Source organism: Arthrobacter sp. Soil782 (assembly GCF_001428435.1).
GTDB classification, from domain to species: Bacteria; Actinomycetota; Actinomycetes; order Actinomycetales; family Micrococcaceae; genus Arthrobacter_D; species Arthrobacter_D parietis.
Map to the genome: position 1 here is coordinate 217,422 of NZ_LMSO01000001.1, position 22,946 is coordinate 240,367.

Annotated in this window: 24 protein-coding genes and 3 tRNA genes; 16 read left to right on the forward strand and 11 right to left on the reverse strand. The window is 64.6% G+C overall.

Annotated features, from left to right (window positions below):
• The first annotated feature begins 161 nt into the window (after positions 1–161).
• On the forward strand, positions 162–761 hold the full coding sequence (locus tag ASH00_RS01005; protein ID WP_056543804.1) for a TetR/AcrR family transcriptional regulator: 600 nt from the start codon (positions 162–164) through the stop codon (positions 759–761).
• A gap of 66 nt (positions 762–827) precedes the next feature.
• Here ASH00_RS01005 and ASH00_RS01010 read toward each other — a convergent pair whose 3' ends face one another.
• Both ASH00_RS01010 and ASH00_RS01015 read right to left on the reverse strand, forming a co-directional pair.
• Positions 828–2,324, reverse strand: coding sequence for a catalase (locus tag ASH00_RS01010; protein ID WP_056543807.1), 1,497 nt, complete (start codon positions 2,322–2,324; stop codon positions 828–830).
• Between the two features lie 14 nt (positions 2,325–2,338).
• Positions 2,339–2,827, reverse strand: a complete 489-nt coding sequence (locus tag ASH00_RS01015; protein ID WP_056543810.1) for a Fur family transcriptional regulator — start codon at positions 2,825–2,827, stop codon at positions 2,339–2,341.
• A gap of 93 nt (positions 2,828–2,920) precedes the next feature.
• Here ASH00_RS01015 and ASH00_RS01020 point away from each other — a divergent pair, with 93 nt between their 5' ends.
• Together ASH00_RS01020 and ASH00_RS01025 are read left to right on the forward strand one after the other, a co-directional pair.
• Positions 2,921–3,673 carry an alpha/beta fold hydrolase gene (locus ASH00_RS01020; RefSeq protein ID WP_056543813.1) on the forward strand — a complete coding sequence of 251 codons (753 nt, stop codon included), beginning with the start codon at positions 2,921–2,923 and terminating at the stop codon, positions 3,671–3,673.
• On the forward strand, positions 3,660–4,340 hold the full coding sequence (locus ASH00_RS01025) for an esterase/lipase family protein (RefSeq protein WP_235563102.1): 681 nt from the start codon (positions 3,660–3,662) through the stop codon (positions 4,338–4,340). The genes ASH00_RS01020 and ASH00_RS01025 overlap by 14 nt, the downstream gene beginning before the upstream one ends.
• Positions 4,341–4,344: 4 nt before the next feature.
• Here ASH00_RS01025 and ASH00_RS01030 read toward each other — a convergent pair whose 3' ends face one another.
• Positions 4,345–4,554 (reverse strand): hypothetical protein, encoded by a 210-nt coding sequence (locus ASH00_RS01030; protein ID WP_157358957.1) that lies wholly within the window; start codon positions 4,552–4,554, stop codon positions 4,345–4,347.
• Positions 4,555–4,644: 90 nt separating this feature from the next.
• Here ASH00_RS01030 and ASH00_RS01035 point away from each other — a divergent pair, with 90 nt between their 5' ends.
• Complete coding sequence (locus ASH00_RS01035) at positions 4,645–5,916, forward strand: MFS transporter (protein WP_056543822.1); 1,272 nt, start codon at positions 4,645–4,647, stop codon at positions 5,914–5,916.
• A 36-nt stretch (positions 5,917–5,952) separates the two neighbouring features.
• Here the strand turns inward: ASH00_RS01035 and nagB are convergent, their stop codons facing one another.
• Complete coding sequence (gene nagB / locus ASH00_RS01040; RefSeq protein WP_056543824.1) at positions 5,953–6,729, reverse strand: glucosamine-6-phosphate deaminase; 777 nt, start codon at positions 6,727–6,729, stop codon at positions 5,953–5,955.
• 2 nt (positions 6,730–6,731) lie between these two features.
• Positions 6,732–7,937, reverse strand: a complete 1,206-nt coding sequence (locus ASH00_RS01045) for an N-acetylglucosamine-6-phosphate deacetylase (RefSeq protein ID WP_056543827.1) — start codon at positions 7,935–7,937, stop codon at positions 6,732–6,734.
• A gap of 239 nt (positions 7,938–8,176) precedes the next feature.
• Between ASH00_RS01045 and ASH00_RS01050 the strand changes: the two genes are divergently transcribed.
• The 3 genes from ASH00_RS01050 to htpX all read left to right on the forward strand — a co-directional run bounded on the left by ASH00_RS01050 (position 8,177) and on the right by htpX (position 10,570).
• Complete coding sequence (locus tag ASH00_RS01050; protein ID WP_056543831.1) at positions 8,177–8,917, forward strand: GntR family transcriptional regulator; 741 nt, start codon at positions 8,177–8,179, stop codon at positions 8,915–8,917.
• Positions 8,918–8,966: 49 nt separating this feature from the next.
• Positions 8,967–9,614: a 4a-hydroxytetrahydrobiopterin dehydratase gene (locus ASH00_RS01055; protein WP_056543836.1), complete on the forward strand. Its 648-nt coding sequence runs from the start codon at positions 8,967–8,969 to the stop codon at positions 9,612–9,614.
• A 77-nt stretch (positions 9,615–9,691) separates the two neighbouring features.
• Entirely contained in the window at positions 9,692–10,570 is an 879-nt protein-coding gene (gene htpX / locus ASH00_RS01060; RefSeq protein ID WP_056543839.1) for a zinc metalloprotease HtpX, read from the forward strand.
• Positions 10,571–10,651: 81 nt separating this feature from the next.
• Here htpX and ASH00_RS01065 read toward each other — a convergent pair whose 3' ends face one another.
• On the reverse strand, positions 10,652–11,140 hold the full coding sequence (locus ASH00_RS01065) for a YajQ family cyclic di-GMP-binding protein (RefSeq protein WP_056543842.1): 489 nt from the start codon (positions 11,138–11,140) through the stop codon (positions 10,652–10,654).
• A 230-nt stretch (positions 11,141–11,370) separates the two neighbouring features.
• Here ASH00_RS01065 and ASH00_RS01070 point away from each other — a divergent pair.
• A tRNA-Tyr gene (locus ASH00_RS01070) sits at positions 11,371–11,452 on the forward strand.
• Between the two features lie 69 nt (positions 11,453–11,521).
• Here ASH00_RS01070 and ASH00_RS01075 read toward each other — a convergent pair.
• Positions 11,522–11,929 (reverse strand): hypothetical protein, encoded by a 408-nt coding sequence (locus ASH00_RS01075; RefSeq protein ID WP_056543846.1) that lies wholly within the window; start codon positions 11,927–11,929, stop codon positions 11,522–11,524.
• A gap of 228 nt (positions 11,930–12,157) precedes the next feature.
• Between ASH00_RS01075 and trxA the strand changes: the two genes are divergently transcribed.
• Positions 12,158–12,583 carry a thioredoxin gene (gene trxA / locus ASH00_RS01080; protein WP_056543848.1) on the forward strand — a complete coding sequence of 142 codons (426 nt, stop codon included), beginning with the start codon at positions 12,158–12,160 and terminating at the stop codon, positions 12,581–12,583.
• A 60-nt stretch (positions 12,584–12,643) separates the two neighbouring features.
• Here the strand turns inward: trxA and ASH00_RS01085 are convergent, their stop codons facing one another.
• A complete protein-coding gene (locus tag ASH00_RS01085; RefSeq protein WP_056543850.1) occupies positions 12,644–13,393 on the reverse strand; it encodes an SDR family oxidoreductase in 750 nt (249 codons plus the stop codon).
• A 62-nt stretch (positions 13,394–13,455) separates the two neighbouring features.
• Positions 13,456–14,418, reverse strand: a complete 963-nt coding sequence (locus tag ASH00_RS01090) for a DNA-3-methyladenine glycosylase family protein (protein ID WP_056543853.1) — start codon at positions 14,416–14,418, stop codon at positions 13,456–13,458.
• A gap of 75 nt (positions 14,419–14,493) precedes the next feature.
• Here ASH00_RS01090 and ASH00_RS01095 point away from each other — a divergent pair, with 75 nt between their 5' ends.
• Together ASH00_RS01095 and ASH00_RS01100 are read left to right on the forward strand one after the other, a co-directional pair.
• Complete coding sequence (locus tag ASH00_RS01095) at positions 14,494–15,870, forward strand: cystathionine beta-synthase (protein ID WP_056543856.1); 1,377 nt, start codon at positions 14,494–14,496, stop codon at positions 15,868–15,870.
• A 23-nt stretch (positions 15,871–15,893) separates the two neighbouring features.
• Positions 15,894–17,048, forward strand: coding sequence for a cystathionine gamma-synthase (locus ASH00_RS01100; protein WP_056543859.1), 1,155 nt, complete (start codon positions 15,894–15,896; stop codon positions 17,046–17,048).
• Positions 17,049–17,052: 4 nt separating this feature from the next.
• Here the strand turns inward: ASH00_RS01100 and ASH00_RS01105 are convergent, their stop codons facing one another.
• On the reverse strand, positions 17,053–17,505 hold the full coding sequence (locus ASH00_RS01105; RefSeq protein ID WP_056543864.1) for a hypothetical protein: 453 nt from the start codon (positions 17,503–17,505) through the stop codon (positions 17,053–17,055).
• Between the two features lies 1 nt (position 17,506).
• On the reverse strand, positions 17,507–18,682 hold the full coding sequence (locus tag ASH00_RS01110) for an amidohydrolase (protein ID WP_056543866.1): 1,176 nt from the start codon (positions 18,680–18,682) through the stop codon (positions 17,507–17,509).
• Between the two features lie 64 nt (positions 18,683–18,746).
• Here ASH00_RS01110 and ASH00_RS01115 point away from each other — a divergent pair, with 64 nt between their 5' ends.
• The 5 genes from ASH00_RS01115 to ASH00_RS01135 all read left to right on the forward strand — a co-directional run bounded on the left by ASH00_RS01115 (position 18,747) and on the right by ASH00_RS01135 (position 22,862).
• Positions 18,747–19,499: an SDR family oxidoreductase gene (locus ASH00_RS01115; protein WP_056543868.1), complete on the forward strand. Its 753-nt coding sequence runs from the start codon at positions 18,747–18,749 to the stop codon at positions 19,497–19,499.
• A gap of 45 nt (positions 19,500–19,544) precedes the next feature.
• Entirely contained in the window at positions 19,545–20,207 is a 663-nt protein-coding gene (locus ASH00_RS01120) for an MOSC domain-containing protein (RefSeq protein WP_056546447.1), read from the forward strand.
• Positions 20,208–20,555: 348 nt separating this feature from the next.
• Entirely contained in the window at positions 20,556–22,487 is a 1,932-nt protein-coding gene (locus ASH00_RS01125) for a DEAD/DEAH box helicase (RefSeq protein ID WP_056543871.1), read from the forward strand.
• A gap of 174 nt (positions 22,488–22,661) precedes the next feature.
• Positions 22,662–22,733, forward strand: a tRNA-Thr gene (locus ASH00_RS01130).
• 55 nt (positions 22,734–22,788) lie between these two features.
• Positions 22,789–22,862, forward strand: a tRNA-Met gene (locus tag ASH00_RS01135).
• The last annotated feature ends 84 nt before the right edge of the window (positions 22,863–22,946 follow it).

Sequence of the window (22,946 nt, forward strand, 5' to 3'; positions counted from 1 at the left end):
TCGCTTCCCCCGCGTCAGCGAGCATCTGATGGCAACGCGTTGTTGCTCGCCGTCCGACAGTGTGTGACACGCCCTAACCCTTACAGAAGCCAAGTGGTCCCACTCGCCGGGCCGCCGGCACGCAGCACTGGGGCGCGCTTGATCGGCTGTACTATTCAGCAATGGCGCGCCCCCCGAAACCGGAACGGAAGAACGAGCTCCTCGAGCAGATTGTCGATCATCTCCTCGACAAGACGTTCGCGAGCCTGAGCTTCCGCACCCTGGCGGACGGCCTGGGTATCAGCAGCTACGTACTCGTGTACCACTTCGGCAACCGCGAGGAACTCATCAATGAGATTGTGCGGCACATCGAGGCGCGTCATGATGCGTTGAAGCCTGAGAATCCCAAAGGATTTGCCCGGGAAGATTTCCGCAGGTGGATACTCGATTCCTGGAACTGGCTCCTGATTGAGCGAAACCGCCAGCTGCAGCGCCTTGAATTCGAAGCGGCTCTTCAGGATGCAGTGAGCCTCAATCCACGAGGCAGTGCCATGAGGAAGTTCGCTTACTGGCATTCCTTGTCGGCAGACTGGCTGGTCAATCAGGGTATGCAGCGTGCGGAGGCCGACTCCTCGGCGCGGTTGTTCACATCAAGTCTGTACGGCCTGCAGTATGACTACGTCCTGAACCAGGACCGGGATTCCGTCGAACAGGCACTGCACCTGCTGATGGACCGCTTCTTCACCGGAATGGACCAGGCTCTCTCCGAGGCGAACAGGTAAAAACGCAGGAAGGGCGGGCCCGCTATGGGCCCGCCCTTCCTGCGTTGCGTGGTCAAACGCTACGGACTAGAACTTGTTCGCAGCCTCGGCGTCAGAGTTCTGTGCAGCACCGGACGCGCTGCCAAGGTTGGCGCGGAGCTTCGCACCGAGATCGGCATCAACATTGGTCCAGTACTGGATGGCGCGTTCGCGGATATCCGCAATGGTCACGCCGCTCACCGCACCGGTGATGTTCTCCAGGAAACGGGCCTTCTCGGCGTCGTTGTAGACCTCCCGGTACAGCGTTCCGGCCTGACCGAAGTCGTCGTCCTCAGCGTGGAGGCTGTGGGCGGCACGCACCAGATCGCCGTCGTTCTCCCAGCCGCCCTCGGGGCCTGTCAGCGACGGATCTGCAGCAGGGCCGCCCATCGAGTTCGGTGCGTAGACCGGGGTCTGCGGCGAGTTGAAGAAGAAGCGTGCGCCGCCGTCCTTCGAATAGTTGCGCACCTCGCTCTTCGGGGCATTGACGGGCAGTTGCGCGTGGTTGGTGCCCACGCGGTAGCGGTGCGCGTCTGCGTAGGAGAAGATGCGTGCCTGCAGCATGCGGTCCGGCGATGCGGCGATGCCCGGAACGAAGTTCGACGGCGCGAAGGTCGCCTGCTCGATCTGCGCGAAGTAGTTCTCCGGGTTGCGGTTCAGGGTCAGCCTGCCGACCGGAATCAGCGGGTAGTCTGCGTGCGGCCACACCTTGGTGAGGTCGAACGGGTTGAACCGGTAGTTCTTCGCATCCTCATACGGCATCACCTGGACCTTGAGATCCCAGCTGGGGAAGTTGCCCTGCTCGATGTTCTCGTAGAGATCGCGGATGTGGTGGTCGGCGTCGGAGCCGGCCAGAGCCTCGGCCTCGTCGCCGGTCAGCGCCTCGTGGCCCTGGGCAGACTTGAAGTGGTACTTGACCCAGAACTTTTCTCCGGCCTCGTTGATCCACTGGTAGGTGTGCGAGCCGTAGCCGTTCATGGTGCGCCACGAGGCGGGGAGGCCACGGTCACCCATCAGCCAGGTCACCTGATGTGCAGACTCGGGGGAGAGGGTCCAGAAGTCCCACTGCATATCCGCGTCACGCAGGTTGGAGCCGGGAAGGCGCTTCTGGGAGTGGATGAAGTCGGGGAACTTGATGCCGTCACGGATGAAGAACACCGGGGTGTTGTTGCCCACGAGGTCGTAGTTGCCCTCAGAGGTGTAGAACTTCAGGGCGAAACCGCGGGGGTCGCGCCAGGTATCAGGAGAACCCTGTTCCCCTGCGACGGAGGAGAAGCGCAGAAGCGTCTCCGTCTGTGCTCCCTGCTGGAAGAGAGCTGCCTTGGTGTACTTGCTGACGTCCTCGGTGGCCTCGAATACGCCGAATGCGCCGCCGCCCTTGGCGTGCACAACGCGCTCGGGAACACGCTCGCGGTTGAACTGGGCAAGCTTCTCGATCAGGTAGTGGTCAGTCAGCGGGATGACGCCGTCGCGTCCCAGCGCTGAGGAATTGCTGTCGTCAACAACGGGGGCACCCGATTGGGTGGTGCTGTAGTTGGCAGTCATGGATTCTCCTTCTTTCAGTGTTTTTCAGTTAGTTCAGGAAGTACTGGTGAATTTTCGGCGGAGGACTCGCGGCAGTCCGTGCACACGCCCTGATAAACGACGTCGGCGATCTGGATGGTCATCTGGCGTGACCCCGGCGACCATGCGGGCGTCAGGCAGGGTGCATGCCCGACGGCGCAGTCCACATCCTCGATCCGGCCGCACCCCGTGCACACAGCGTGGTGGTGGTTGTCATTGACCCGGGTCTCATACCGTGCGGGCGAGTTCGGTGTTTCTATCCTGCGCAGCAGTCCGCTGACGGTGAGGTCGGAGAGCACTACATAGATAGACTGCACGGTGATGTCGGCGAGTTCGGCGCGGACCGCAGTGACGACGTCGTCGGCGGTTGAATGCGGGAACTGCTCAACAGCGGCGAGTACCGCGAGGCGCTGCTTCGTGACCCGGCGTCCCGCTGAACGCAGGGACGCAGCCCAGGTGTTCGCGGGCGCGATATGTTCGGTCATGGGACCAGTCAAACATCTATTGTGAGTAATTCATAATAAGCCGCGGCTAACGGGCTACGCTGAATGAAGATACCGGCGATGAAGGGTTGAAGTATGGGCCGCGGGCTATGGGATGAAGTACGTCAGGAGCGCGTTGCGGACTGCGTGGTGACCGTGCGGAGAGTGGGTCGGGGAGACCCGGTGGTGCTGGTCCACGGGATCGGCGTCTCTGCCCGCTACTTCGAGCCGCTCGCCCAGGAACTCGCACGCAACAATGCGGTGTACGCGATCGAGCTTCCCGGTTTCGGGTCGTCTCCGGGGCCACGCCGGGCACTCCCCGTCCCGGAGTTGGGGAAAATCGTTCTGGCCGTCCTGCACAAACTGATGCTTACCGGCGTCGTACTCGTTGGGCACTCGATGGGCTGCCAGGTCGCTACGGAGACGGCGCTTCGCGCGCCGGAGCGGGTGTCGAAGCTCGTCCTGCTCGGTCCTACGACGAATGACCGCGAGCGTTCCATTCCCAGGCAGGCGCTTCGCCTGGCTCAGGACACAATGCGGGAGTCGCCAGTGGTGAACTTCGTGGTGTTCACGGACTACCTGCGCTCCCTGATCCCGTACGTGAAGACGCTCCCGGCAATGGTGAACCATCGGCTCGAGGACGCCATAGCAGATGTCACCTGTCCGGTGGTTCTCATGCGGGGTGGCCGGGACCCCATCGTTCCGGCGGATTGGCTGCAACGCCTCGCGGCAGCCAACGGAAGCGCTGCAATTGTCGAGGTTGAGGGTGCCCCGCACGTCCTGATGTACCACCGCGCGGCAGAGACCGCTGATGGGCTCCTTACCGGAAAATCTCGTGCGATCACTTAAGCAAGGCTGGGCCTGGGCGCTCGACTACGCTTACGTGGCCTTCTGGCAGGTCCGCGGCCATATCCTCCGCGGCGATGCCGCCCGTCAGCTGTCCGGGGACAAGGTGCCCGTGATTCTGCTGCCCGGTATCTACGAGCCCTGGCAGTTCATGCACCCGGTGGCGTCCCACCTGCACGCAGCGGGGCATCCCGTACACGCCGTCACGGCACTGGGCTACAACCGTGGATCCGTGTCGGCGATGGCGGAGCTGGTGGCGCAGTACCTGCGTGAGCGCAACCTGACGGATGTGGTCCTCGTGGCCCACAGCAAGGGCGGCCTGATCGGGAAGTACGTCATGACCCTGCCCGAATCCGCACCGCGCGTCCGTCAGCTCATCGCGGTGAACTCTCCGTTTTCTGGCTCGGTCTACGCGATGTTCGCGCTGCTGCCGAGTCTGCGGGCCTTCTCGCCACGGAACCGGACCCTGAATGCGCTGCGCGCCAATCTCGCGGTGAATTCGCGTATCACCTCGATCTACGGGACGTTCGACCCTCATATTCCGGGCGGCAGCGAGCTGGTCGGGGCCACCAACGTGCAGTTGGACGTCATGGGGCACTTCCGAATTCTCGGCGACAAACGCCTGCTGGAGGCGATCGACGCCGCCATAGCGGTCCATGGCTCGGACTGAGCCGTCAGGACGGCCCACTCAACCCAGCGATGGCGACGGCGTCTGCCGGAGTTGAGAGCCATGGCTCGCCGTGCTCGGTCAGCACACTGTCGGCGGGCAGCGCCGCGATCCGGTCGAGCGATTCGAGCGCCTGCGGTGAGTTGGCCGTTGCCGCTCCGGAGACTCCCGCTGGATGATCGGCGACGCACCGCACTGTGAGGGCAACCCTAGCCACCGCAGGAAGGAAAATCAGCAGGCTGATGAAACGGTAGGAGGAAGCGTGAGTCGTTGCCGGAGGTAACCGCTCCGCCGGTAGACTTGCCCGGTGCCCAGACTCCTTGCCGATATCACTCCGCTGAAGGAAAGTCCGGCGTTCCGCAGACTGTACTTCGGCACGGCGCTGTCCGCGATCGGCACCAACCTCACCCTCGTTGCGGTCAGCCTGCAGGTTTACGACATCACGGGATCAAGCCTGAACGTCGGTCTCATCGGGTTGTTTGCACTGGTGCCGTTGATCTTCGCCGGCCTGTATGGCGGCGCCGTGGCGGACGCGCATGATCGCCGCAAGGTGGCGCTGTTGTCCGGCCTGGGACTGTGGGCGTCAACCATTGGCATCGCCTTGCAGGCCTGGATGGGTGCCGACAACATCTGGCTGCTGTACCTCCTGATCGCCGTCCACAGCGGATTTGCAGGCATCAACCAGCCAACGAGAACAGCCATCATTCCGCGGCTGGTGCGCCCTGAACTGCTTCCCGCAGCCAACGCCCTCTCCATGATCACGTTTGGGCTCGCCTTCACCGTCGGTCCCATGCTGGCCGGTGTGCTCATTGCCCAGGTGGGCTATGGCTGGACCTACACCATCGACGTCGTTACCTTCACCGCCGCGCTGTGGGCGCTGTTCCGCCTGCCAGCCATGCCGCCGGAAGGGCCGGTGCGCCGAGCTGGCCTTGCCACCGTCATCGAAGGATTCCGCTACCTCGGCACGCGGCCGAATATCCGGATGACGTTCCTCATTGACCTTGCGGCAATGGTCATGGCCCAGCCGCGCGTGCTCCTGCCGGCGGTGGGTGCCGTGTTCATCGGCGGCGGTGAGCTGACCGTCGGCATCCTGCTGGGAGCAAGCGCATTCGGGGCAGTCCTATCCGGACTGTTCTCGGGTCCGTTGGGGCACATCCACCGGCAGGGGCGGGCGGTCCAGTGGTCCGTCGTCGGCTGGGGCGCGTCGATCAGCGCCTTCGGGCTGGTCGTCATCCTCGCCGGGCGCTCGCCCGACGGCGGGATGACTCCGTGGATCATTCCCGCCGCCGTCTGCCTGCTGCTGGCGGGCGTTTCGGATTCGGTCAGCGGCGTCTTCCGCAGCACCATTCTGCAGTCAGCCACTCCGGATGCCATGAGGGGACGCCTGCAGGGAGTGTTCATCGTCGTCGTCGCTGGCGGCCCCAGGCTGGGGGAGCTGTTGGGCGGCGGGTTCGCCGAGTGGATCGGCGAGGGATGGACGGCGCTGTGGGGCGGGGTCGTGTGCATCCTGCTAGTGGTGCTGCTGGCCCGCCTCCAACCGCGCTTCGGCCAGTACGATTCCCGGAACCCCGAACCCTGACCGGCGCTGCCCTGACTGACGCTGCCCTGGCCGGTGCTACCGGCCCAGCAGCTTGTCGTTCAGTTCCTGGGCCCTGCGGTAGTAGTCAATCAGCTGCAGCTCCGAGGCGGCCTCCGGATCCAGCACGACGACGGCGCGAGGGTGCAGCTGCAGGACCGAGGCAGGGCAGAACGCACTCACCGGTCCCTCAACCATTGCGCGGACGGCGCCGGCCTTGTTGGCGCCCAGCGCCACCAGCACCGTCTGGTGCGCCTCGCGGATGGTTCCGAGCCCCTGGGTCAGGCAGAGCTGGGGAACCTCCCCGCCGGGGAAAAACCGTGCGTTATCTGACCGAGTGGCTCCGGCGAGGGTCTTGACCCTGGTCCGGGAATTAAGCGACGACGTCGGCTCGTTGAAGCCGATGTGCCCATTCGCTCCGATGCCGAGGATCTGGACGTCGACGCCGCCGGCTTCACGAATGGCCTCGTCGTACCGGACGGCTTCGGCCCGCAGGTCTTCCGCGTCCCCGTGAGGAGTCAGCAGTCGGGATAGCGGGAGGTCCACGTGATCCACGAACTCGCGGCGAATGGTTGAGTGGTAGGACTGGTCGTGATCCAGTGGGAGCCCCGCGTACTCATCAAGCGTGAACGCCGTGGCGTCGCTGAAACTCAGCTGTTCTTCCCGATGGCGACGGATCAGCTCGCGGTAGGTTCCCGACGGCGAACTGCCCGTCGCAAGGCCCAGCACTGCCGGCCCTTGCCGTACGCGTGCCTCGATGATGTCTGCGGCGCGCGAACCGACCTGTTCCGGTGACTCGCAGATGATGACCTGCACAGTTAAGACCTTTCCTTTGGTGCTGGCTGTCGCAGGGCACCTGAGCGGTACACCTGCAGTACTTCGAGCTCGTCCGAGGCGACCACTACATCTGCCCGCCGTCCGGGGCTGAGCATTCCGACGTCGTCGTTCCCGATGAGCCGTGCCGGAGTGGAGGATGCGGCCGCAACCGCATCGGCGAGGCTTATGCCCCAGTCGCGGCAGCGCCGCACGTTCTCCAGCAGGCGGCTGGTGCCTCCAGCGATGGCGCCGGCGGTCCCGTCCGGGGAAGCGAGCCGCGCGGTTCCGTTGCGCACCTCGACGTCCAGTGTGCCGAGCGTGTAGTCGCCGTCGCTCATGCCGGCGGCGGCCATGGCATCCGTGATAAGAGCGATACCGTCCGCGCCGACGAGGCCGAAGACCATCCGGACGGTGTCCGGGTGCAGGTGCGCGCCGTCGGCGATCAGTTCCAGGACCATGGAGTCCGGCGCACGGCGGGCTGTTTCGAGCAGCACTGCGATCGGTCCTGGGCGGCGATGGTCCAGCGGAGGCATGCGGTTGAACAGGTGCGTGGCCGACCACGTCCCGCCCGGATTGTGCTCAAGGGCCGCACGCATCTGCGCCGCAGTCGCTGCCGTATGCCCGACCGACGGGACGACGCCGTGTTGCCGGCAGAGGGACACCAGCTCGTCGAAGTGGGCGGTTTCCGGGGCCAGTGTGAGGGACCGTATGGTTCCACGCCCGGTTTCGAGCCACTGACGAAGCAGGGCCGGATCGCCGTCGATGATTGCCGCGGGGTTCTGTGCCCCGCACATATCGGCGGCGATGAACGGGCCTTCGAGGTGCAGGCCGGCGAGTGTTCCGTCATCGACCAGGTCCCGAAGCACCTCAATTTGTGCCAGCAGTTCCTCAGCCGGTGCGGAAACCAGCGAGGCGACCAGCGACGTCGTTCCGTTCGCCGCGTGGTGGACCGCGGCAGCGCGTGCGCCGTCGGGGTCAGCCGAGAAGGTGTGCCCCGCCCCGCCGTGGCAGTGCAGGTCCACCAGTCCCGGCAGAATCACCGGGACCTCCTCGACATCCTGCGGACTCCAGGCTGGCAACTCCGACGCCGGTCCGCACCATTCGATGCGGTCCCCGGCGAGCCAGATGGCGCCGCCGTCAAGAATGTCCGCGGCCGGCTGGCCGGTGACCAGCCGGCCGCGGAGTACCCGGTCCTGGCCGCTGTTCATCTGGCCCGGGCATCCGGTCGGGGATGGAAATTTTGTGCAGATTCGGTGGCATCGAGGCCGGCGGAGTCACTGAAGCTGCACAAAATTTCCTGGCGGTGGGTGGGCTGCCTGCCATAGGGCGTCATGCGGGTCCTTACCTCTTCAAGGGCGAATTCATACTGGCCGGTTCTTCCGATGACACAGGTCGAATTCTTGACGCGGTCACTGGTTATAACCAGTTGTTCTGATATTACAGATGCATGGAGAAAACGCACAGCGACGGTTCGGCCTCGGCCTCAGGCGAGCTCAAACATCTCCGGCTGCGGCGCCAGCTCCAGGAGCTCGCGCAAGAATTGAAGCCGGGCGAAGCGCTGCCCGGTGAGCGCCAGCTTGAGGAGATGTTCGGGGTTTCGCGCATCACGGTGCGCAGGGCCATCTCCGACCTCGTCCGGGACGGGGAGCTGGTGAGGGAAAAGGGCAAGGGCACCTTTGTGTCCCATGGCATGGTCCGCTCGGTGCTGCACCTGGCGTCCTTCAATGACGACATGCGCGCTGCAGGGTTTCAACCCAGCACCCGCGTGATCACAGCCGAGCTCTCTGAGCCGCCGGAGGCCGCTGCGTCGCATCTTCGCCTGACCGGGGATGCACCGGCATACCGGCTGAGGCGCCTCAGGCTCGCCAACAATGCGCCCGTCAGCGTTGACGAGTCCTGGCTTTCGCCGGAGCTGCTGCCCAACCTGCTGGCCGAAGACCTGACCGGCTCCCTCTACCGAGTGCTCTCGGCGTCCGGGCACCCGGTGCGGCGGGTGCAACAAACCGTCCAGGCAAGTGCTGCGTCAGCGGACATTGCGCGGCTGCTTGAGATCGCGCCGGGCGCCCCCGTGCTTCTCTTTCACCGGCGCTCGTTCACGGGACCGGAAGAACCCGGCACGCCGATCGAGTATTCGATCTCCACCTACCGATCCGACCGCTACCAGATCTCGATGACCCTCGCGCAATGAGGCGCTCTCAAAGGGTCACAGCTGCCCCGTGCCGCGACATACTGGGGTCATGGACAAGCTCACCAGCACGCAGATTCTCGACGCCGGGCTCAACGACTGGCGCCAGCTCGCACAGGGCATTCACGCCCGTTTCCGCACCGGCAGCTTCACCGCAGGGCTGCGGTTCCTGACCGCCGTCACCGAGGCCGCAGAAGCAGCCAACCACCATCCCGATGTCACCCTCACCTACCCGCACGTGGACCTGAAACTGATCAGTCACGACGTCGGTGCACTGACACAGCGCGATGTGGACCTCGCGCGGGCCATCAGTTCCGTTGCGAACGAGCAGGGCCTGACGCCGCAGCCCGGGGCGCTCGCCGAGATCGAACTCGCGCTCGACACGGCGGCGCTCACCGCTGCCGGACCGTTCTGGGCCGCGCTGCTCACCGGCGACGCCGGCAATGTGGACGGGAACGACATCGTCGACCCTTCCGGCCGCGTTCCGCTGCTCTGGTTCCAGGGCACAGATGCGCACGAGACCCCACGGCAGCGGTTCCACCTCGATGTATGGGTGCCGCACGACGTCGCTGACGCGCGCATCGCCGCGGCCGTCGCCGCAGGAGGCACCGTCGTCGACGATGCGCAGGCGCCGTCTTTCACTGTGCTGGCCGACGGTGAGGGCAACCGCGCCTGCGTGTGCACCGTCCTTTCACGCTGAAGGGCTGCGGAATCGGCGGCGGAACAGGTCGCGGCGCAGCGCCGTTGTACCGGTAGGTAAGTCAACAAGGAGAACAGGTGCACAACCACTTCAACGGGGCCAAAACCGCCCTGCTTTTCGGATCTCTCATGGGGATCTTCCTGCTGTTCGGTGCGGTGATCGCTTCGGCAACGCGCAGTTCGGCGTTCCTGTGGATCTTCGCGCTGATCGGTGTCGGCTCCATCGCGTATAGCTACTGGAACAGCGACAAGCTCGCCATCCGCAGCATGAAAGCCGTTCCGGTGACGGAGCACCAGGCGCCGGCGATGTACCGCATCGTGCGCGAGCTCAGCACCAAGGCCGGGAAGCCGATGCCCCGCCTGTACGTTTCGCCGACCATGGCCCCCAACGCGTTTGCCACCGGGCGGAACCCGGAGAACGCGGCGGTCTGCTGCACCCAGGGCATCCTGCAAATCCTCAGCGAGCGCGAGCTGCGCGGTGTGCTTGGGCACGAGCTGATGCACGTCTATAACCGCGACATCCTGACCGGCTCAGTTGCCGCCGCTGTTGCCGGCGTCATCACCTCGGTTGCGCAGATGTTCGCCTTCACCGGGTTGATGGGCGGCAACCGGAACTCGGGCGGAAACCCGATCGCCGCGCTGCTGTTGGCGTTCCTTGCACCGCTTGCTGCGGCGCTCATCCAGATGGCCATCGGTCGAACCCGCGAGTACGACGCCGACGAGGACGGCGCCCGCCTCACGGAAGACCCACTGGCTCTCGCCTCCGCCCTGCGGAAACTCGAGCGCGGAACGCAGCAGGCGCCGTTGCCGCAGAGCCAGCAGCTGGTCAACACATCGCACCTCATGATCGCGAACCCGTTCCGCGGCGGCGGGGTGAAGAAGCTGTTCGCCTCCCACCCGCCAATGGCGCAGCGTATTGCCCGTCTCGAGGGTATGGCGGGGCGCACCCTGCAGTAGTACCGATTACAAGCCCAGAACGACGACGGCGACGCTCCCTCTCAAGGGTGCGTCGCCGTCGTCGTGGGGTGGCTTGAACGCCTACCGCATGTTCACGAACTGGAGGTCAGCCTCGTCGAAGTTCTTGAGCAGTGCCATGGTGGCCTGGAGGTCATCGCGGGATTTGGAGCTGACGCGCAGCTCGTCACCCTGGATCTGAGATTTGACGCCCTTGGGTGCCTCATCGCGGATGAGCTTGTTAATTTTCTTGGCGATGTCCTGTGCGATTCCCTCTTTGATGGTGGTCTCAAGGCGGAATTCCTTGCCTGAGGCGTAGGGCTCACCGGTGTCGAGGGACTTCAGCGAGATGCCGCGCTTGATCATCTTGGACTGCAGGACGTCGAGCACAGCGAGGACGCGCTCTTCCGAGTTTGCCTTCATGAGGATCATTTCGCCGCTGAAATCGACCTCAGCACCGACACCCTTGAAGTCGTAGCGCTGGGCAAGTTCCTTCTGTGCCTGGTTCAGCGCGTTGGCAACTTCCTGCTTGTCTACCTTGCTTACAACGTCGAATGTGGATTCACTGGCCACCGTTGCCTCCTTCTGGTTGGTATTTTCCTGCTCCTACCCTAATTCACAGGACCACTGACCAGGCGAAGGGCTTCTACGCGCAGATCGAGCGTCGGGTGGCGTCCGGTCGCTGAATTCGGCTGTACCGGAACACGATTCGATAATGCGCGGGATGTTCTGTAAAGTAATTTTGCCTGCGGACGGCGATCCGCGGGCAGTCTTCCTGAAGAGTTTTTCTTCACGAGACGTTCGGCAGATTACCCGAGCGGCCAAAGGGGGCTGACTGTAAATCAGCTGGCACAGCCTACGGGGGTTCGAATCCCTCATCTGCCACTCGCCACGAAGGCCCGTACTACCCGGAAACACAGGGGAGTGCGGGCCTTTCGCTTTGTCCACGCTGGATCAAGCAGCGCTTCGGGCACCAAGCGGGTGAATGTCCCACAGATAGCAGATTGTGCTCGCATCTGTGTTGTGCAGTGTGTTGAAGTAGGGCCACTGCCAGCTTGTAGCGCCATTGCTGTCCATCGGCGCAGGAGGGCACTGCTCGGGCGTGTGCCAGCTTTGCCCATCGAAAAGGTGGTGCACGTCTCCGGCCGGGGTTGCTGCCAATTCCTCGCCGTGCTGTCCCCGAGGAAGCACGAGCTTCTCTTTCAACGCGGTTGCAGGCGCCACGGCATGTAGTTCCGTGCGTCCTGGATCAGGAATGAAAGGGAGTTTCGAGAACAGTTCGTCGAGCAGAGCGATGCTGCGTTCGAGTGATTCTTCAGCATCCAGTTGGTGGGTGAGAATCAAAGCCGTATGGCGGGTCATCTTGCGTCCTTTCCGTAGCGTTTTCGTCCGCGAAACTGACGCTATTCGAAGCGCTCCGCCCACAGTGGCACTTGCAGGAAAATGTGGATAACCGCCACCCGCACCTGTCGGAATTGGAATGAAGCGCTCCGTCTTGTCTGCGCGCATCTAGCCTCGCGTTGTACCAAGCGGCCTCGCGCAGAGCGAACAGGACGAGACATCCTCGCTGATTCTCGTTAGCGTGAAGATATGGCAACTATTGACATCACCGAGGCAACCTTCCCCGAGACCATCGAAACGAACGACATCGTGTTCGTCGATTTCTGGGCCGAATGGTGTGGCCCGTGCAAGCAGTTTGCTCCCGTGTACGACGCCGTGTCCCAGCAGCACAGCGACGTCACCTTCGCGAAGGTGGACACTGAGGCCGAGCAGTCGCTCGCCGCGGCAGCAGGCATCACCTCCATCCCCACGCTGATGGCGTTCCGCGAGAAGGTCCTCGTTTTCTCGCAGCCGGGTGCGCTGAACAACAACCAGTTCACCGAGCTGGTCGACGCCGTCAAGGCACTGGACATGAATGAAGTCCACGCGCAGGTCGCCGAGCAGCAGGCCAAGGCCCAGGTTGACGGTGCGCAGGCTGACGGCGCGCAGCCTGAAGACGCGCAGCGCCAGGCATAACCAGGCTTCATCGCGAAGGCTTCGGCCCCCGTCCACAGCGGGAGCCGGGGCCTTCGCGCGTTAAGCGGGTTTCTGGACGGCGTGAGCCAGCCACTCGTCGAAGGTTTGTGAGCCGAGCTCGGACCCGGGCCGCGCCAGAAGCGTTCCGTCCCGCATGGCCAGCCCCAGCCCTCCCGGCAACGGAACCTCGAGGACGGTGCCCTTTCCACCGGTAGCGGCTACCCAACGCCGGCTCAGCTGAGCCATCCGCTCAACCCGGGGACCTGCGAGGTCGGGAACACGATGGGAAGGGCCTGCCTGGGTAAGGTCAACGAGCCGATCGGCGACCTCAACCGCTGCAACAGGCTGCGACTGCATGATGGGCACTATCGAGACAGGTCCAACCTTCATCCGTGTGAAGATCTGACCGGCGAACTCGTGAAACTGGGTTGCGCGCAGAATGGTCCACGGCACCGCACCGTTGGTCACCAGACGCTCTTGCTCAAGCTTGCCCGAATAGTACCCGTAGGGGGCTTCGTCAATACCGGCGATCGACAGCAGCACATGGTTTTTCACGCCCGCGCTCTGCCCTGCTGCGAGGAGCTTCCGGGTCACAGCGCCAAAGAATGCCTTTGATTTAGCAGCGCTGGCGGTTTCCTTGGATGTGACATCGATGACCGCGTCTACACCGTTCAGATCAAGCGGCCGGCCCCCGGTAAGGTCCACACCTTCCGACCTGCTGAGCACGTCAACGGAATGCCCGCGCGCCCGCGCACGCTCGACGACATGCCGGCCAACTGTTCCGGTACCTCCAGCAACGGCAATCCTCATGGCATGATCCTTTCCTGGCGGCGGGAGAACCTCCGGGCAGAGCAAAACCTCCCGAACAGAACCTACCGCCGCCGGTGGTCTTCGGGCGACAGCCGCGGACCGTACGCCTGCTTCCGGAACCCGCTCGCGTACAACATCCGCACCACCCGCTGACGCTGGCCCGCCCACGGTTTGAGCAACTCGAGCATCCCGGCGTCGTCAGTGCGCTCGCCGGTCAGCGCCGCGCCAACGAAGGCCGCGAGGTGGAAGTCGCCCACCGAAATCGAATCGGGACATCCGTGCGTGCGCTGAAGCACCTCGGCGGCAGTCCACACGCCGATCCCGGGAATCGAGCACAGCCCGGCGTGCACACCGGCAGCGTCCACGCCAGCCAACCGCTCCAGGCCGGACGCGACGCCGGCCGCCCGCAACGCCGCCGCCGAGCGTTTTGCATCAACCCCTGCCCGATGCCACTCCCAGGACGGAACCCGCCGCCACTGTGCAGCAGTCGGAGGCAGCCGAAGCTCCCGCGGAGCGCCGGGCGCTGCCGGTGCGGGATCACCGAAGCGGGCCACGAGGTACCGCCATGCCCGCTTCGCCTCAAGCCCCGTCACCTTCTGCTCCAGAATGACGCGCACGACGGCGTCAAGCATCCTTCCGGTTGCAGGCAACCGGAGGCCGGGCTGAAGATAGCGGCCCTTCCGGGCTAACTCGGGCAGCGCGGCCGCGAAGGCAGGGGAGTCGAAGTCGCTCCAGTTATCGACCAATCCCACCAGCCGCGGAACCGAGGACAGGGCAAGGGAGGCACCCGGTCCCCACGCTGTTGCGTGCACTGAAGATGACCGCAGACCGCCCCGCTGGGACAAGCGAAGGGTGGCCGCGCCGTCGTCGTTCCGGAAAGCCATCCACACTGCGCCTTCTCGGATCACGACAGTGGGATCGGAAGGGCCGCACTGGAGCGGTCCCACGGAAGGCAGTAGCGCGTACGGCTCATGGAGCTCCCACTCGACCGACAGAGCGGCCGGGGCGGAAGCGGTGAGGGTCATGCTGTTAATGCTCGCACGTGCCGGTGACGGTTCCTCCGTCGGAGAGTGTCAGTGCATCGCGGTAACTTGTTAACCATGAAGTTCGCCAACTCCGTCCTGGATCTCATCGGTAACACCCCCCTCATCAAGCTCAACAAGGTGACTGATGGCATCGCCGCTACGGTCCTGGTGAAGGTGGAGTACATGAATCCCGGCGGATCGGTGAAAGACCGCATCGCCGTCAAGATCATCGACGCCGCAGAAAAAGAGGGCAAACTGGGGCCCGGCGGCACCATCATCGAGCCCACGTCGGGGAACACCGGCGTCGGGCTTGCGCTGGTTGCCCAGCAGCGCGGGTACAAGTGCATCTTCGTGGTTCCGGACAAGGTGGGCGTGGACAAGCGCAACGTCCTGGCAGCGTACGGCGCCGAGGTGGTGGTCACCCCGACGGCCGTAGCGCCAGACAGCCCGCAGTCCTACTACGGTGTCTCGGACCGGCTCACCCGTGAGATCCCGGGCGCCTTCAAGCCCGACCAGTTCTCCAATTCCAACGGCCCGCTCAGCCACTATGAGAGCACCGGCCCTGAGATCTGGCGTGACACCGATGGCCGGGTCACCCACTTCGTCACCGGCGTGGGCACCGGCGGCACCATCAGCGGCACCGGCCGCTACCTCAAGGACATTTCGAAGGACCGCGAGTCGGGGGCCGTCCGCGTCATTGGCGCAGACCCTGAGGGCTCGGTCTACTCCGGCGGCACCGGGCGCCCGTACTTCGTGGAGGGAGTCGGCGAGGACATGTGGCCGGACGCCTATGATCCCTCGGTTCCGGACGAGATCATTCCCGTGAACGATGCCGAGAGTTTCGCCATGACCCGCAGGCTCGCCCGTGAGGAGGGCCTCCTGGTGGGCGGTTCGTCCGGTATGGCGGTAGCGGCCGCGCTCCGTGCGGCGAAGGAACTTCCCAAGGAGGACGTCGTCGTCGTTCTTCTGCCTGACAGCGGCCGCGGCTATCTCGGCAAGATCTTCAATGATGACTGGATGAAGTCCTACGGCTTCATGGACAGCGGTGACGAGTCGTCGGTCGGCGAGGTGCTCCGCTCGAAGAACGGTGCGCTGCCGGACCTCGTACACACCCACCCGAATGAGACCGTCCGGGACGTCATCATGATCATGAATGAGTTCGGCGTGTCCAACATCCCGGTCCTCTCGCAGGAACCGCCGGTGGTGATGGGCGAGGTCCTCGGCTCCGTCGATGAGCGCCATCTCACGGAGAAGATCTTCCACGGCACAGCCAAGCTCACCGACAAGATCTCCGAGCACATGGGGGAGAAGATGCCGATCATCGGATCGCTTGAATCGGTGGCCACCGCGCGTGAGCGCCTCCAGGGCAGCGACGCCCTGATGGTTACCTTCGTTGGAGCGCCCGTGGGAATACTTACGCGCCACGACCTGCTGACGTATCTGAGCAGCTAAACCTTTCGAAGGAGAGCAACCCAGTGACCTCAACCAACGGCTTCAACACGCGCGCGGTCCACGCCGGGCAGACCCCTGACCCCACCACGGGCGCGGTCATTCCGCCGCTGTACCAGACGACCACCTTCGCGCAGGACGGCATTGGCCAGCTGCGCAACGGGTATGAGTACGGGCGCGGCACCAACCCCACCCGTGATTCCCTCCAGGCGCAGCTCGCAGCGCTTGAGGGGGCGGAGCACGCGTTCAGCTTCTCCTCAGGCCTTGCTGCCGAGGACGCCCTGATCCGGGCAGCTCTCCGGCCCGGCGATCACATCGTCCTCGGTAACGACGCCTACGGCGGAACCTACCGGCTCATCAACCGCGTGCTCGCGGACTGGGGGATCACCAACTCAGCTGTAGACATGTCGGATCTCGACGCCGTCGAAAATGCGGTGAACTCCGGAAAAACCCGCATGGTTTGGGTTGAGACGCCGTCCAACCCGATGATGAAAATCACCGACATTGCAGCCATTGCAGCCGTCGCGAAGAGGGCCGGCGCGGTGCTGGTTGTCGACAACACGTTCGCAACCCCGTACCTGCAGCAGCCGCTCTCGTTCGGTGCCGACGTCGTTGTCCACTCGACCACGAAGTACATCGGTGGGCATTCGGATGCAAGCGGCGGCGCCGTCGTCCTCAATGACGCTGACCTTGCCGAGAAGGTGGGCTTCATCCAATTCGCAGTGGGCGCCGTATCCGCGCCCATGGAGGCGTGGCTGACCACGCGCGGGCTGAAGACCCTCGGTGTGCGGATGGATCGGCACAGCACCAATGCGCTCGCGATCGCCCAGTGGCTCCAGGGCCGTGAAGAAGTGGAGCGCGTCTACTACCCGGGCCTGGCGGATCACCCCGGCCATGAGCTTGCGGCGCGCCAGATGCGCAGCTTCGGCGGCATGATCTCCGTGTCTTTCAAAGGCGGAGAGCGGGCCGCGCGCACGGTCGCTGAATCCACCGAACTCTTCACGCTTGCGGAATCCCTCGGCGGCATCGAGTCCCTGATGAACTATCCGTCCGAGATGACGCATGCCTCGGTCAAGGGCACTGAGCTGGCGGTGCCGGAGAATCTGGTGCGCCTGTCCGTGGGCATCGAGGACGTTGAGGATCTCATCGCGGACCTTGAGAAGGCGTTCACGAACCTCTAGGGGATCAGCTCTTCCGGAACGGGCTGACGGTCCGGCTGGCCAGCCGCACCCACTTGTTCTGCGGCTTCGGGCTGATCCGCTGGAACCAGGCTGTCGACGTCGGCAGCCACATCAGCATCACGCCGATCAGCATGACCACGCACACCACGGACAGGCCGGGCGTCCGGCGCACCAGGATCGGGACTCCGACAATGAACCCGATGGTGGTCAGGAGTTCACGGGCGCCGCGTTTGCCCCGGCGGAGTCCCAGCACCAGCACCAGTTGAACGACCGCGAGGACGCCCAGGAGTGCACCGAGGCCGATCAGCCCCGCCCGGTCTATCTGCTGGGCCGCCGCGGAGATCAGGAAGCTTGCGGCGGCGATCAGGAACAGGACGCTGACCAGCACCTCCACGGCAATCGCTGCCCGAATGGTCAGCGGCCGTGGCGGAAGGTCGGGGCGGGGCTGTCGTGCCATGTCAGCCTCTGGGGGCTACGACGCCGGTGCGCGCCGCCTCGTCGTATCGGTAAACCTCTTTGCCACCGATCCAGACGGTGAGCGCACGCTGCATGACGTCCAACGGATCACCGCTCCACAGGACGACGTCGGCGTCCTTGCCCGGTGCCAGGGAACCGATGCGCTCAGCCAGTCCCAGGACTTTCGCGGGATTGATGGTGATCGAGCGCAGCGCCGTGACGGGGTCCAGCCCCTCCTTCACGGAGAGGGTTGCCTGATGGACCAGGAAGTTGATCGGGATCACCGGGTGATCGGTGATGATGGAGATTTCGACGCCGGCCGCCGCCAGCTTGCCCGGGTTGGCGATCGAGCGGCCGCGCAGCTCCACCTTGGACTTGGTGGTGAACAGCGGGCCGATCAGCACCGGAATCCCGCGCTCCGCCAGCACATCGGCCAGCAGGTGCGCTTCGGTACCGTGGTCCAGCACCAGGTCGTAGCCGAACTCGTCCGCGATGCGCAGCGCAGTGGCGATGTCGTCGGCGCGGTGGGCGTGCTGCCGCCAGGGAATTTCACGGCGCAGCACCATGGCCAGGGCCTCGAGCTTCGGGTCACGGGCGTTCTCGTCTGCCTTGCCCATGTAGTTCTGCGCATCCATGAACGCCTTGCGGATGATCATGGCGGTGCCTAGCCGCGTGGATGGCGTTTGCTTCTTTTCGCCGTACACGCGCTTGGGATTCTCGCCGAGGGCGGACTTCAGCCCGCTGGGGGAGCGCAGCACCATCTCTTCGATGTACCGGCCGTGCGTGTGGATCGCAACGGCGAGGCCGCCGATCGGATTACCGGATCCGGGATTCACGTTCACCGAGGTCACTCCGCCGGCCAGGGCGTCGTCGAATCCTGGATCGAAGGGGTTCACCGCGTCCAGGGCGCGAACGCCGGCGGTGACGGGATCCGTCATCTCGTTGGTGTCATCGCCCGCCCATCCCTCGCCTTCTTCATGCGTGCCGAGGTGCACGTGCGCATCGACGAAGCCGGGGAGGAGCCACTTGCCGTCGGCGTCGACGACGTCGGCACCCTCCGGAGCGGTAACGTCCGCTCCGAGTGCGGAGACCTTGCCGTTTTCGATCAGCACGGTTCCGTCGAAGGGTTCGCCTTCAACGGGAACGACGTGCGCGTTGATGATTGCTGTGACAGTCATGGTGGAGACCTTTCGCCGGTGGTGGGGGTCACAACCAAACTTACCGTCTGCCTACACTGATCCGATGATGCAACGATCAGCCCTGATCACCGGCGCCGGCCGTCCCGAGGGGATCGGGGCGGGAATCGCCCGCGCCCTCGCCGCGGAGGGATGGGACCTTGTCCTCTCCTACTGGCACCCCTATGACGAGCGGGTGAACCAGGCCTCGGATCCATACGCCCAGTTGCGGGATCTCGCCGCGGAGCTGGAGGCGATCGGCTCACGCGTCACGCTGCTGCCGGCCGATCTGGAGCAACCGGGCACGCCGGATGCACTGATCTCCGACGCCGCCGAGCTCGGTCCGCTGACCGCGCTGGTGCTCTCGCACGCGGAGAGCGTTGACTCATCCATCCTTGACACGACGGTGGAAAGCTTCGACCGTCACTTCGCCGTCAACGTCCGCGCAGCCTGGCAGCTCATCCGCGCTTTCGCGCTGCAGTGCCCGGACGACGGCGGCGCAATCGTCGCGCTGACCAGTGACCACACGGTGCACAACCTGCCGTACGGAGCATCAAAGGGCGCACTCGACCGGATCGTGATCGCTGCGGCACGTGAGTTGGGGGAGCGGAAGATCAGTTCCAACGTTGTGAATCCGGGTCCGGTGGACACCGGCTGGATGACCGACGAGGTACGCGAAGCGCTCGTCCAGCAGCAGCCAACGGGGAGCCTCGGCACGCCGGCGGATGTGGCCGGCGTCGTCGCTTTCCTTCTTTCGCCGGCGGGCCGGTGGATCAATGGGCAGCTCATCAAGGCGGACGGCGGGTTTTCGGCGTCCTGAAAAGGGCCCGCGCGTGACGTGCGCGCCGCCGGATACCATCGCTACATGACAACAGGTGCCCTTCTTGCCGTATGCCGCGTTCACGCCCTGCTGCCCACGAAGGACTCCACCGGTGTCACGGCGATCGACAAGCGGGCTGCCGCCGGGCCCATCAAAGTGCATCCGCTCGGCCTGACCGGCGACATCCAGGCGAGCCGAAAGCACCACGGCGGCCCTTCCAAGGCTGTCTACGCCTACTCGCAGGAGGACGCCGATTTCTGGTCAGCGGAACTGGGACGCGACATGGTGCCGGGCAAGTTCGGCGAAAACCTTCGCGTCTCCGGGATCGAGGCCACCCATGCGGTAATCGGTGAACGGTGGCGCATCGGAGACGTTCTCCTCGAGGTGACTGAGCCGCGGACTCCGTGCATGAACTTCGCCCGCTACCTGGGGGAGCCCAACTGGGTGAAGCGCTTCGCCGCGGAAGGCAGGATCGGCACGTACCTTCGCGTCCTGAAGGGCGGGCGCATTGAGGCGGGGGACGCCGTCGTCGTCGAACACCGCCCGGAACACGGGGTGACGGTCGGCCAGCTTTTCGCCGGCATGTCAGCTGAGCAGGCAGCGAGGCTGCAGGCAGCGCACGACGACGGCGCGGTCCTCACGCCGGACGTCGCCAAAGTGCTCGCCCGGGCACAGGCACAGATGAGGGCACAGCAGGTGCCAGCCTGACCTGTTCTGAACGATGCCGGAGAGGTCCTGTGGGCAGCCTCACGTCGCGATTGCGTCTCCCATGGAAGAGCCGGGAGCTCCGTGGGGTACACTTGAAACATCCCCCACACCGGTTTTCCCTTTATTCCTGCCCTCAAGCGGCATGGATTGGTTGTGTTGGGGCCCGCATCGTTGAGCGAGGCGGGCAGATTCATTCAGGGAGCGCCGGTCAGAAACATTGCACTTCACCGCTGTGATAGCGGTGCAAAGTTGGAATGTATGGTCCTGCCGCGGGATTGAAACAGCGCTGGATTTCCTGTTCATGCGGCTCACCACGCCGCCCGGCTCCTAGTGAAGGTCAACTTCCCCATGCCTGAAAACCTGTCCCCTGACGTTACCGCCACCCCTGAAACCGAAACTGCAGACACCGGCACGCCTGATGTGAAGTTCACCGACTTCAACCTCGACGGCCGCGTACTTGCAGCGCTGTCCGACGTCGGCTACGAAAAGCCGTCCCCCATCCAGGCGGCCACCATTCCGGTGCTGCTGGAAGGGCGCGACGTCGTAGGCCTCGCCCAGACCGGCACCGGCAAGACCGCCGCGTTTGCCATTCCCGCGCTGTCCAGGATGGCTGAGCTCGCGGACCTCAACGGTCCTGCGAAGTTCACGCAGGTCCTCGTCCTTGCACCGACCCGCGAGCTCGCGCTCCAGGTCGCAGAGGCATTCGCCTCCTACGCCAAGCACATCGACAACTTCACCGTGCTGCCCGTGTACGGCGGATCGGCCTACGGCCCCCAGCTGGCAGGCCTGCGCCGCGGCGCTCAGGTAGTGGTCGGCACCCCGGGACGTGTCATCGACCACCTGTCCAAGGGATCACTGGACCTGTCCAACCTGCAGTACCTCGTGCTCGATGAAGCTGACGAGATGCTGCGCATGGGCTTCGCCGATGACGTGGAGCAGATCCTCGCAGGAACGCCGGAGGACAAGCAGGTTGCGCTGTTCTCGGCGACCATGCCGAGCGCCATCCGCCGCATCGCCTCCAAGTACCTGAACAACCCGCAGGAAATTACGGTTAAGTCGAAGACCACCACCGGCGCCAATACCCGTCAGCGGTTCCTGCAGGTCATGGGCCCGCACAAGCTCGACGCAATGACGCGCATCCTTGAGGTCGAGGACTTCGACGGAATCATTGCCTTCGTGCGCACCAAGATGGCCACTGAAGACCTGGCGGACAAGTTGCGTTCCCGGGGCTTCCAGGCCGCTGCCATCAACGGTGATATTCCCCAGCAGCAGCGTGAGCGCACCATTGAGGCCCTGCGTGACGGCAAGATCGACATCCTCGTGGCTACGGACGTCGCAGCCCGTGGCCTCGACGTTGAGCGCATCTCCCTCGTGGTCAACTACGACATCCCGCATGACACAGAGTCCTACGTTCACCGCATCGGCCGCACCGGCCGCGCGGGCCGTTCCGGCGATGCCATCCTGTTCATCACGCCGCGGGAAAAGTACCTGCTGCGTTCCATTGAGAAGGCGACGCGCCAGCCGGTCGAGCAGATGCACCTGCCCTCCACCGAGGCGGTCAACGAGCTCCGCCTGAACAAGTTCGCGGAGCGCATCACCGAGACCCTCGCCACTGAGGACGTCTCGATCTTCCGTGACCTGATCGCGAACTACGAAAATGAGCACAACGTGCCCGCCGCGGAGATCGCCGCAGCGCTCGCCGTCATGTCCCAGGGTGGTAACCCCATCCTGGTCAAGGACATCCCGCAGGCGCCGGCGGGCCAGAAGGAGCGCGCAGGCGGCCGCAAGGACGCCTTCGGCTCCCGCGGACCCACGCGCACCCTCACCGAGGGCAACGCCACCTACCGCATCGCCGTTGGTCGCCGCCAGCGCGTCATGCCCGGCTCTATCGTTGGAGCTATTGCCAACGAAGGTGGATTGTCGTCGTCGCAAATCGGCGGGATTGACATCCGCGCGGACCACACCCTGGTTGAGCTCCCTGCCGAGCTCTCCAAGGACCAATGGCGCGCGCTGTCCAAGACCCGCATCGGCGGCGAACTGATCCACCTCGAGCTGGACAAGGGACGGCGCCCCAACAGCGACCGCCCCGCCGGCGACTTCAAGAAGCCGCACCGCAAGGGTGAGGGCTACCGCGGTGACCGCGGACACGACGGCGGGTTCCGCGCCGAGCGCTCGCACGACGGCGAATTCCGCAGCGACCGCGGAGCACCCTCCGGCGAACGCAAGCCGCGTCACCAGAAGGGCGCTGGTGCCGGTAACGGCCGCCGCGAAAAGTGGTAACTTCAGCACCCTGAAGGGACGCTAAACTCCGTCCTCCGCAAAAGCGCCGGTGTTGTGCAGATTCGTGGGAAGTTCCCCACGTTTGTGCGCAACACCGGCGCTTTTCGCTGTGCTGGGCCACCCCGCGGCTCGATTTTTCAGCACGCGATTTAGCTGGTAAAGTTTTCTGCTGTTGCCCCCCTAGCTCAGTGGTAGAGCGCGTTCTTGGTAAGAACGAGGTCACCGGATCGATTCCGGTGGGGGGCTCTCAAATGGGAGGCCCGCCAAAGATCGTAAGATTGGAGCGGGCAGTCTCATTTATGGCGGTGTAGCTCAGCTGGTTAGAGCGCACGACTCATAATCGTGAGGTCGCGGGATCGAGTCCCGCCACCGCTACAAGTGTCAGGCCGGCGGCTCGCAGTGAGCTGTCGGCCTGTTGTGTTTTCCCGGTGCCTGCACAGGGCCGGGCTGTGGTCAGCC